Raw genomic sequence first — 8,682 nt, 5'->3', positions numbered from 1 at the left:
TTTTGGTCGATGGTTCGAATCCATCACGGCCCACCACTTTTCAAACCAGGCCAGGCATCGCCTTTGGCGGAATTTTCGCCAGCTCCTCGCGCCGCCTCTGATTCGCCGCGAGTTGCGCTGTTTCCAGGGATGGGACTGCGTCGGATTGCTGCAATGACTCCCGGCCTTGCGCGACAGACGCTTGCGCAGCCAAGTGCACTGGCTGCTGGCAGCCAACGCACCCCATCTCTCAAGCCAGGGGCTGCAAGAGCAAAGCGAGGCACAAGCCCAGCATGAACAGCGCGACTGCCGCATCCAGCAGTCGCCACGCAGCGGGCTTGCGGAACACGGGCTGCAGCAGCCGCGCGCCGTAGCCCAGGCTGCTGAACCAGGTCGCGCTGGCCAGGCAGGCGCCGAGTGCGAAGGCCCAGCGCAGTTGTCCCGGGTAGCGCGTGGAGAGGCTGCCCAGCAGCACCATGGTGTCCAGGTAGACATGTGGATTGAGGAAGGTGAAGGCCAGGCAGGTCAGCAGGACGCGTTGCCAGCTCCGCTGATCCTCGCCGTGCGCCAGCAGGCCGCCACTGCCGCGCCAGGCGCGTCGTGCCGCAAGTAGCGCGTAGGCGCCGAGGAAGGCCGCACCGCCGAAGCGCAATCCCTGCAGCACGCCCGGCCAGGCGTCCACCACGGCACCGATGCCGGACACGCCGAGGACGATCAGCGCGATGTCGCTGGCGGCGCACACGGCCACGACCAGGCCGACATGCCGACGCTGCAGTCCCTGGCGCAGCACAAAGGCGTTCTGCGCGCCGATGGCGACGATCAGGCCGGCGCCGGCGACGAGGCCGGCCAACAGTGCGTGCAGCCACATAGCGATGAGGTCCTGGGACATGGGGCGAGCATGCTGCACGCGTCGGCGCGATTAGCCAAACTCGTTTTTCTGTACGCTCTGAAGAATCTCTAATCCGCATAACCGCCATGGATCTGCTCCACCCCCAGCTGTCCGCCTTCGCCGCCGTCCTGGAAGAAGGCAGCTTCGAGGCCGCCGCGCGCCGCCTGGCGCTGACGCCGTCGGCGGTCTCGCAGCGGATCAAGGCACTGGAAGACAGGCTTGGCCAGGTGCTGATCGTGCGCCAGGCTCCATGCCGGCCGACCCCCGCCGGGGAGCGCCTGCTGCGCAGCGTGCGGCCGATGCAGGTGCTGGAGGCCGAGGCGGTGGCCGACCTGTTGCCCGCGCCTGCGAGCAGTGCAGCGGCACGCAGCATCGCCATCGCCGTCAACGACGACTCGCTGCAGACCTGGTTCCTGGATGCGCTGGCGGCGCTGCACGACGCGCATGGCTACCTGTTCGATATCCAGGTGGACGACCAGGACCACACGCTGGAGCTGTTGCGCAGCGGCGCGGTCCTCGGTGCCGTCACCTCCGTCGGCAAGGCGTTGCAGGGCTGCAATGTGCTGTCGCTGGGCGCGATGCGCTACCGCGCGATCGCCTCGCCGGCGTTTTTCGCCCGCTACTTTGCCGACGGCCTGGATGCGGTGGCGCTGGCCCGCGCCCCGATGATCGTCTACAACCGCAAGGACGCGCTGCAGGCGCGCTTCGTGCGGCGCATCACCCGCGCGCGGCTGAGCCCGCCGATCCACTACCTGCCGACCTCCATCGGCTTCGTCGAGGCGGCCGCGCGTGGACTGGGCTGGTGCCTGGCGCCGGAGCCGATGCTGGTGGCCGCGCTGCGGCAGCGGCAGATCGTGGTCGTCGACCCGCAGCGCTGGCTCGACGTGCCGCTGTACTGGCAGCATGTCGCGGTCCGTTCCAGGACGCTGCAGCACATCGCTCAGGCGCTGCGTGCCGCAGCAGAGGGCATGCACGCGTCAGCGCCGCTTGCCTGAGCGTCGCTCGCGGTGGGTCGCTTGCTCCGGCGCCGATCATCGTCCAGGGCGACCTCCTGCTTGTGACGGCAGCAGTGCATCGACGCCGAGTGCTGCCGGGGATCAGGTCAGGGTCGTTTCGCGGATGACGCCGCTCGGTCTCATGCCGCCTCGTGCAGGAACGCGGCGCCGGCGTCTGTGTCCGCAGGGCGCATCAGGATCCCGGTCACTTCGGTGATGGGGGGGACGAGCGTCAGGGCGGAGGGCGCGGCGGACGACGGCGTCAGGCCTGCGCCGTGCTGAAGATTCCGGCCAGGCTCTCGCTCAGGATCAACTGCAGATGCATGCGGTTGAGCTCCACGCCGGTGGTCATCATCATGTGCAGGCCGCCGCACATCGCCGCGACCGCGTAGACGCGGGCCTGGAATTCGGCTTCGCTGCCGCTCCAGCCGTGGTCGCGCAGCATGCGCCGCAGCAGGTCGCCGAGGTTCTGCACCAGGGACACGTTGAGCCGGCGCGCGTACTGCGCCAGTTCGGGATCGCGTGCGGCGGCCAGGTCCATCTCCAGATCCAGGCGCCGCCGCCGCTGGTTGGCATCGGCCACCAGCCAGTCTTCCAATGCCCCGGCGATGAACGTGGTCGCGTCCTGGTGCGGCGGCGGTTGCAGCAGCCACATGGTGCGGATCGCACGCTCGTAACCGCGTTCCATCAGCGCCTGGACCAGGCTGCGCTTGTCGTCGAACTGCCGACGTACCGCGCTGCAGGAGACGTCGGCAGTCCCGGCGATCAGTTCGAAGGTGGTGGCGCCGAGGCCGTTCTCGACGATGCAGCGCTCGGCCGCATCGAGGACGTCATCGTGCAGGCGCTGCTCGCGTTCGCGGGCGCTGTGCAGCCGGACTACGTTGGACATGGCGTGAGCTCGGGGGGAAGCGATGCCACATGAAGGGGGGGGCCGGGCGACCAGCCGCGACGCGCACGCGATGCGTGACGCCGCCGCGGACGGCATGCCGACAAAGGTAGCGCGATTGTAGACGCGATGCGTCGCGGTCGCGCGTGCGGCGGCAAGTCGGTCGATCCCATCGCCACCAGCGTGACGGGCGGCACTCTCGAGTGGGGGTGTCGATGCGCACTTCGCGCGCAATGGACGCAGCGGGCACGGCTGCATGACTGGGTGCTGGAGCGCGAGCGTGGGAGCGGGCGGTTTCAGTGGTGCCGGCACGACACGTCGCACCGCAAGGTGCTGCGATTGCGGATGTGAACAGGGGGACTGGTGCTGTCGGAAAGTTCCAGGCCGCGTGCGGACCAGCCTGGGAGTCCGGCGGGCACTGCTGTCAACTTCGGGAAGTGCGCGGTAGGAGCGGCTTCAGCCGCGACGGGCGTTACCGGGAACGCCCCGTGGGGGGATGACGCAACGTGCATCGGTTCGAGCGTGGCGGGAGCGGATTAGGCGCTGCCCTCGTGTCGCCGTGCTTACCAGCCGAACGGCGGCGGGCCGTAGGCGCCGGGGTAGTAGCCGCGGCCGAACACCGGGCCGTCGCCGCGGCCGACGCTGATGCTGATGCCCATCTGCCGCGGCTTGCCGTCGTCGGTGTAGGAGGTCTTGCACAGGTTCAGATTGGCGGCCTGGTAGTTGCTGTTGCCGCCATGCGTGGAATAGCCGATGCCGGTGGCGACGCTGCCGTGCACGTCGCCGTTGCAGCGGTCGGCCTGCGCCTGCAGGGCCTCGGCGCGCGCCTGCGCTGCCGCCGCCTTCTGCGCCGAGGCCGAGGTGCCGCTGGTATCGCCGTAGTACGTGCCCGGCGGATCGGCCTTGGTGCCGGGATCGGCGTAGGTGATCGGTTGTTGCGGCACGCTCAGGTCGAGCTTGCGCTTGGCCGCCTCGCTGTCGCTGGTGGCATCGGCGGTCTGGGCCAGGGCCGGGCCGGCAAGCAGGGCGCAGGCGAGGAGAAGGAGGCTGCGGTTCATCGGGCATCCGCCAGAGAGAGGGGCCCGGCGGAGCCTGTCAGACGCTCCGCCGGGACGCTGACGCTATCAATACCACGTTGAACCCGGCCTGTCGGCGCCGCGGGCCGCGCCGCGATGTGCCGATGCTGCAGGCGCCGGTGCCGCGCTTCAGCCCTGTCCGTGCACCACGTCGAGCAGTTGCTGGCCGTAGCGGGCCAGCTTGCTGCCGCCGATGCCGCCGACCCGCGCCAGTTCGTCCAGGCTGCTCGGGCGCTGCTCGGCGATGTTGCGCAGGGTGCTGTCGTGGAAGATCACGAAGGCCGGCACGTTCTGTTCCTTGGCCAGGCCGGCGCGGAGGTCGCGCAGCGCGTTGAACAGGGGCAGGTCCTGCGCCTGCACCGGCACGCCGGTGCGCGGGCTGCCGCTGCGGTCGCCGCGCTCGCGGCCGCGGCTGGGCAGTTCGCGGCGCATCATGATCTTGCGTTCGCCCTTGAGCACCTGGCGGCTGGCGTCGGTGAGGCGCAGGCCGCCGTAGGCGTCGCTGTCCACTTCCAGCAGGCCGGTGGCGACCAGTTGCCGGAACACGCCGCGCCAGGCGCGCGCGTCCAGATCCTTGCCGATGCCGTAGGTGCTGAGCTGGTCGTGGCCGAACTGCTTGATCTTCTCGCCTTCGTTGCCGCGCAGGATGTCGATCAGGTGGCCGACGCCGAAGCGCTGGCCGCTGCGGTACACGCAGCTCAGCGCCTTCTGCACGGCCACCGTGGCATCCCAGGCGTCGGCCGGCCGCAGGCAGTTGTCGCAGTTGCCGCAGGGCTGCGGATAGGTCTCGCCGAAGCCGGCCAGCAGCACCTGGCGGCGGCACTGCATCGACTCGCAGTAGCCCAGCAACTGGTCGAGCTTGCGCCGTTCCACGCGCTTGCGTTCTTCGCCGGCCTCGCCCTGCTCGATCATCTGCTTGAGCAGCACCACGTCGCCCAGGCCGTAGCACAGCCAGGCTTCGGCGGCCTCGCCGTCGCGGCCGGCGCGGCCGGTCTCCTGGTAGTAGCCCTCCAGCGACTTGGGCAGGTCGGTGTGGGCGACGAAGCGCACGTCGGGCTTGTCGATGCCCATGCCGAAGGCGATGGTGGCGCACATCACGATGCCGTCCTCGCGCAGGAAGCGGCGCTGGTTGTCGGCGCGCACCTCGGCCGGCAAGCCGGCATGGTAGGGCAGGGCGTTCAGGCCCTCGCGGGCGAGGAAGTCGGCGGTCTCCTCGACCTTGCGCCGCGACATGCAGTAGACGATGCCGGCGCTGCCGCGGTGCGCGCGCAGGAAGTCCAGCAGCTGGCGCCGCGCATTGTCCTTCTGCACCACGGTGTAGCGGATGTTGGGGCGGTCGAAGGAGCTGACGAAATGGCGCGCCTGGGCCAGGTCCAGGCGCTCGGCGATCTCGCGCTGGGTCGGCGGGTCGGCGGTGGCGGTGAGGGCGATGCGCGGGGTCTGCGGCCAGCGCTCGTGCAGCACGGTGAGCTGGCGGTATTCGGGGCGGAAGTCGTGGCCCCATTGCGACACGCAGTGCGCCTCGTCGATGGCGAACAGGGCGATGCGGCTGCGCTCGATCAGCGACAGGAAGCGCGGGGTCAGCAGCCGTTCGGGAGCGACGTACAGCAGGTCCAGTTCGCCGGCCAGCAGGTCGCGCTCGACACGCTGCGCGGTCTCGCCGTCCAGGGTGGAATTGAGGTATTCGGCACGCACGCCGAGCTGGCGCAGCGCCTCGACCTGGTCCTGCATCAGCGCGATCAGCGGCGAGATGACGATGCCGGTGCCGTCGCGCAGCAGCGAGGGAATCTGGTAGCACAGCGACTTGCCGCCGCCGGTGGGCATCAGCACCAGCGCGTCGTGGCCGGCAGCGACGTGTTCGACGATGTCCTGCTGCAGGCCGCGGAACTGGTCGTAGCCGAAGATGCGGCTGAGCAAGGCGTGGGCGGGGGAAGACATCTGTGTAGGATACCGCGCCGCGCAAGGGCGGTTGGCTTCCTGGTGTGCGCAAGCGCGTGTCAGACGAACGCGCGCTGGTTTGTAGGTGGCGACTGTCTTGCGGTCGCGGCAGACGAAGCCTGCCGGGGCCGAGATCGAAAGGCGTCGGGACTGAAGTCCCTCCCACAGTGCATCCAGCCAACGTCTCGCTCCGCGCGAAGGCGCGCGCGGGCGGCGCGCCCTGCCTGCCAGGCAGGCAGGGCGGAATCCCTTACTGCAGCAGCGAGCGCAGCATCCAGGCGTACTTCTCGTGGGTCTGCAGGCGCTGGGTCAGCAGGTCCACCGACGGGTCGTCGCCGGCGTCGTCGGCGGTCTTGAGCACCTTGCGCGCGGTGCGGCACACCGCTTCGTTGCCGACCACCAGCTGGCGCACCATTTCGCGCCAGTCGGCGCTGTCGCTGAGGCCTTCCTCTTCCGGGATCGAGGTCAGCGCCGCGTATTCCTTGTACGAACCGGGGGCGTTGAAGCCCAGGGCGCGGATGCGCTCGGCGACGTCGTCCAGCGCCGCCCACTGCTCGGTGTACTGGGTCTCGAACATCAGGTGCAGCGAGTTGAACATCGACCCGGTCACGTTCCAGTGGAAGTTGTGGGTCTTCAGGTACAGGGTGAAGGCGTCGGCCATGTAGTGCGACAGGCCGTCGGCGATCTTCTTGCGATCGCCGCCGCCGATCCCGATATCGATGTTGGGCGCGGACGGCGCCAGGCCGGCCAGCGGCTGGCCGGCGACGGCCTTGCTGGCGGCGTTCTTGGTCTTGCCGGGGGTCTTGTTCTTGGCCATGGGAGTTCCTCTTTGGGGGTTACAGACGAGATGGCGTCACAATAGACAGACTAAAGCATGTGCTGTGATTCAACGTTCAATGGCATCCGATTGATGAACGCTATCGAAAAACCTTCCGTGCCGGCACGCCTGCGCGAACGCCGCGCCGCGATCGACGGCGCGCTGACCCGCGACCGTGGCCGCCTGCTGGGCCTATGGTCGCGCTGGCAGGCCGCGCCCGGCAATGCCGCGCTGGAGACGGCGTTCGAACAGGCGCTGCAGGCGTCGCAGGCGCGTTGCGCCGCGCGCGCGGCGCAGCAGCCGGCGATCACCCTGGATCCGCAGCTGCCGATCGCGCGCGAGGCCGAGCGCATCGTCGCGCTGATCCGCGAGCACCAGGTGGTGGTGATCGCCGGCGAGACCGGTTCGGGCAAGACCACGCAGTTGCCCAAGCTGTGCCTGGCCGCCGGGCGCGGCGCCGCCGGCATGATCGGCTGCACCCAGCCACGGCGCATCGCCGCGCGCGCGGTGGCCAGCCGCGTGGCCGAGGAGCTGCGCACGCCGGTGGGCGAGACGGTGGGTTTCCAGGTGCGCTTCAACGACCGCGTCGGCGAGCAGACCCGGATCAAGTTCATGACCGACGGCATCCTGCTGGCCGAGATCGCCAGCGACCGCTGGCTGTCCGGCTACGACACGATCATCGTCGACGAGGCGCACGAGCGCAGCCTCAACATCGATTTCCTGCTCGGCTATCTGAAGCAGTTGCTGGGCAAGCGCCCGGATCTGAAGGTCATCGTGACCTCGGCGACGATCGACACCGCGCGCTTCGCCGCGCATTTCGACGATGCGCCGGTGATCAGCGTGGAAGGCCGCACCTATCCGGTGGAGGTGCGCTACAGGCCGCTGGAGGAGGCGGGCGGCGAGGAGGCCGACGCCGAGAGTGGCGACAACGCCGGCGACCGCACGGTCAACCAGGCGATCGTGGCGGCGATCGACGAAATCACCCGGCTGGATCCGCGCGGCGACGTGCTGGTGTTCCTGCCCGGCGAACGCGAGATCCGCGATGCGCACCATGCGCTGGAACGGCGCAAGTACCGCGAGACCGAGGTGCTGCCGCTGTACGCGCGGCTCTCCAACGCCGACCAGGACCGGGTGTTCAATCCCGGGCCAAAGCGGCGTCTGGTGCTGGCCACCAACGTTGCCGAGACCTCGCTGACGGTGCCGCGCATCCGCTACGTGGTCGATCCCGGCTATGCGCGGGTCAAGCGCTACAGCCCGCGGCAGAAGCTCGATCGCCTGCACATCGAACCGATCTCGCAGGCCAGCGCCAACCAGCGCAAGGGCCGCTGCGGCCGCATCGCCGAGGGCATCTGCTACCGGCTGTACGCCGAGGCGGATTTTACGGCGCGGCCGGAGTTCACCGATCCGGAGATCCGCCGCTCCAGCCTGGCCGGGGTGATCCTGCGCATGTTGCAACTGGGGCTGGGACGGATCGAGGATTTCCCGTTTCTGGAGCCGCCGGACGAGCGTGCGGTGGCCGATGGCTGGCAGCAGTTGGTGGAGCTGGGGGCGGTCGGCGAGCCGGACCGCCATGGCCTGCGCAAGCTGACCGAGATCGGCCGCAAGATGGCGCGGCTGCCGGTGGACGTGAAACTGGCGCGGATGCTGGTGGCGGCGCAGCAGCACGGCTGCCTGCGGCCGATGCTGGTGATCGCCGCGTTCCTGGGCATCCAGGACCCGCGCGAGCGCCCGCCGGAGGCGCGCGAGGCTGCCGACAACGCGCATGCCAAGTTCGCCGATGCGCGCTCGGAATTCGTCGGCATCCTGCGCCTGTGGGATGGCTACCGGCAGGCGCACGAGGACCTGACCCAGTCCAAGCTGCGCGACTGGTGCGGCCGGCATTTCCTCGGCTTCCTGCGCATGCGCGAGTGGCGCGAACTGCACCGCCAACTGCATCTGCTGTGCGCGGAGCTGGGCTGGACCGAGGAGCCTGCGGAGGCCTCCCTGCAGCCCCTGCTGGCCGGCGCTTCCGCTCCCGCGCCGGCGCGCGATGCCGAGACCGCGGCGCGTGCGACCCGCGGGCAGTTGCACCGCGCTGCGCGCCTGGCCCGCGAAGGCCGCGG

General features: G+C 69.7%; 7 protein-coding genes. 2 read left to right on the top strand and 5 right to left on the bottom strand.

Features of this window, described 5'->3' with window-relative positions; genetic code table 11:
- Positions 1-229: 229 nt before the first annotated feature.
- On the bottom strand, positions 230-847 hold the full coding sequence (locus D183_RS0109350; RefSeq protein WP_017908756.1) for a LysE/ArgO family amino acid transporter: 618 nt from the start codon (positions 845-847) through the stop codon (positions 230-232).
- A 107-nt stretch (positions 848-954) separates the two neighbouring features.
- On the opposite strand from D183_RS0109350, the gene D183_RS0109345 reads away from it, so the two are divergent.
- Entirely contained in the window at positions 955-1,863 is a 909-nt protein-coding gene (locus D183_RS0109345) for a LysR family transcriptional regulator ArgP (RefSeq protein WP_017908755.1), read from the top strand.
- 262 nt (positions 1,864-2,125) lie between these two features.
- Here the strand turns inward: D183_RS0109345 and D183_RS0109340 are convergent, their stop codons facing one another.
- The 4 genes from D183_RS0109340 to D183_RS0109325 all read right to left on the bottom strand — a co-directional run bounded on the left by D183_RS0109340 (position 2,126) and on the right by D183_RS0109325 (position 6,580).
- Positions 2,126-2,752, bottom strand: a complete 627-nt coding sequence (locus D183_RS0109340; protein ID WP_017908754.1) for a TetR/AcrR family transcriptional regulator — start codon at positions 2,750-2,752, stop codon at positions 2,126-2,128.
- Positions 2,753-3,312: 560 nt separating this feature from the next.
- The gene (locus D183_RS0109335; protein ID WP_017908753.1) at positions 3,313-3,807 is read right to left on the bottom strand and encodes a hypothetical protein; all 495 of its coding nucleotides are present in this window, start codon (positions 3,805-3,807) and stop codon (positions 3,313-3,315) included.
- Between the two features lie 147 nt (positions 3,808-3,954).
- Positions 3,955-5,763, bottom strand: coding sequence for a DNA helicase RecQ (gene recQ, locus D183_RS0109330; RefSeq protein ID WP_026144332.1), 1,809 nt, complete (start codon positions 5,761-5,763; stop codon positions 3,955-3,957).
- A 250-nt stretch (positions 5,764-6,013) separates the two neighbouring features.
- Positions 6,014-6,580, bottom strand: a complete 567-nt coding sequence (locus D183_RS0109325; RefSeq protein WP_010344296.1) for a Dps family protein — start codon at positions 6,578-6,580, stop codon at positions 6,014-6,016.
- Between the two features lie 93 nt (positions 6,581-6,673).
- On the opposite strand from D183_RS0109325, the gene hrpA reads away from it, so the two are divergent.
- Positions 6,674-8,682 (top strand): ATP-dependent RNA helicase HrpA (gene hrpA / locus D183_RS0109320; RefSeq protein WP_017908751.1); only part of this gene is annotated, 2,009 nt, incomplete at its 3' end.

This window comes from Xanthomonas sp. SHU 199 (assembly GCF_000364665.1).
Lineage (GTDB): Bacteria > Pseudomonadota > Gammaproteobacteria > Xanthomonadales > Xanthomonadaceae > Xanthomonas_A > Xanthomonas_A sontii.
Note: the sequence above shows the minus strand (reverse complement) of the source record. Positions and strands in the feature narration are given on the sequence as shown.

What these genes read in the sequence shown, in the direction of transcription:
- D183_RS0109350 (WP_017908756.1), bottom strand. Translation starts at nt 847, where the DNA reads ATGTGGCTGCACGCACTGTTGGCCGGCCTCGTCGCCGGCGCCGGCCTG.
- D183_RS0109325 (WP_010344296.1), bottom strand. Translation starts at nt 6,580, where the DNA reads ATGGCCAAGAACAAGACCCCCGGCAAGACCAAGAACGCCGCCAGCAAG.
- D183_RS0109340 (WP_017908754.1), bottom strand. Translation starts at nt 2,752, where the DNA reads ATGTCCAACGTAGTCCGGCTGCACAGCGCCCGCGAACGCGAGCAGCGC.
- recQ (WP_026144332.1), bottom strand. Translation starts at nt 5,763, where the DNA reads ATGTCTTCCCCCGCCCACGCCTTGCTCAGCCGCATCTTCGGCTACGAC.
- D183_RS0109345 (WP_017908755.1), top strand. Translation starts at nt 955, where the DNA reads ATGGATCTGCTCCACCCCCAGCTGTCCGCCTTCGCCGCCGTCCTGGAA.
- D183_RS0109335 (WP_017908753.1), bottom strand. Translation starts at nt 3,807, where the DNA reads ATGAACCGCAGCCTCCTTCTCCTCGCCTGCGCCCTGCTTGCCGGCCCG.